Origin of the sequence: Mycobacterium sp. SP-6446, assembly GCF_001954045.1 — a bacterium.
Taxonomy (GTDB): Bacteria; Actinomycetota; Actinomycetes; order Mycobacteriales; family Mycobacteriaceae; genus Mycobacterium.
In genome coordinates, this window is record NZ_MBEM01000196.1 from 1 (window position 1) to 1196 (window position 1196).

Annotated in this window: 1 protein-coding gene; it reads right to left on the reverse strand. The window is 73.8% G+C overall.

Annotation, left to right across the window (positions count from 1 at the left end; all coding sequences use genetic code 11):
- Positions 1-1196 (reverse strand): 3'-5' exonuclease (locus tag A5736_RS17885; RefSeq protein ID WP_139333399.1); only part of this gene is annotated, 1196 nt, incomplete at both ends.

The following is a 1196-nucleotide window of genomic DNA, read 5'->3' on the forward strand; positions in this document are numbered from 1 at the left end:
GGGCCAAGCGGGCGCGCTCGGCGAGCAACGCATCGACGTCGGCGGTCCAGCCGTCGACGTCGGCACCGGCCGCGACCGCACCGGCCGACATGGCCTCGGCCACCCGCGCCGCGCCGCGTTCGACATCGCCGCGCCGTGAGGCCAGCGGATCCGCGGGCCAGATCGCTTCGATAACGTTGTCGCGCAGCGGGTTTCGCTCACCGTCGGGCGGTGCCGGGGCCCAGTGTTCCACCACCCCGCACGGTTCGCCGGCCGCGGTGGAACGGTCGATGATGTCCTTGATTTCGCACAGGAAGTCCGACGGGCCCCGGGGTTTCATCCCGGTGGGACCCCAGTGGTGGCCGGACACCAACAGGGTGTCCGCGGCCCGGGTGATGCCCACGTACAGCAATCGACGCTCCTCGTCGACGCGCCGCTGCTCGAGCTGGCGGCGATGCTGGGAGATCTTGTCCGACAGCTGCTTTCGGTTGGTGACGTCCGAGGTGTCGAGCACCGGGATGCCCAGCGCACCCGCCGAGGCGCGGTCCCCACGCAACAACGGCGGCAGCTCCGCGGCGTCGGTGAGCCAGCTGCTGCGCGACGCGGTCGACGGAAAGGTTCCACCCGACAGGTGTGCGACCGCCACCAGTTGCCACTCCAAGCCCTTCGCGGAATGCACCGTGAGGACCTGGACCCGGTCACGGGCGGCCGTCAATGGGGCAGGGGCCAAGCCGTTTTCGACCACCTCGGCCGCGTCGAGGTAGGCCAGCAGGCCCGCGACCGACGCCGCCGCCGTCGTGTCGGCCGCCGCGGCCCGCGTTCGTTCGGCGTAGCCGGCGACCACGTCTGCGAACGCGTCGAGGTGTTCGGCGCCGGCCCAGCCGGCGCCGGCCCCTGCGGCCGCCCGGGCTTCGCAATCGACGCCGAGCACCCGCCGGACCTCGGCGACCAGCTCGGGCAGCGAATGGCCGAGGTGGGCGCGCAGCGCGCTCAGCTCGGCGGCCAGCGCGGTGATCCGCCGATATCCCGCAACCGAATACGACCCGGCCGGCCCGGGGTCGCCGATCGCGTCGGCCAGGCATGCGGTGTCGGCATCCGGCCCCGCCGCCCTCGCGATCGACACGGCCGAGGGCGCGTCGTCAGGGCGTCCCCCGCAAGCGGGTGGTGCCCCCAGTCCCGCCGCGAGGGCCAGCGCGCGCCGCCACAGCGCGGCAACG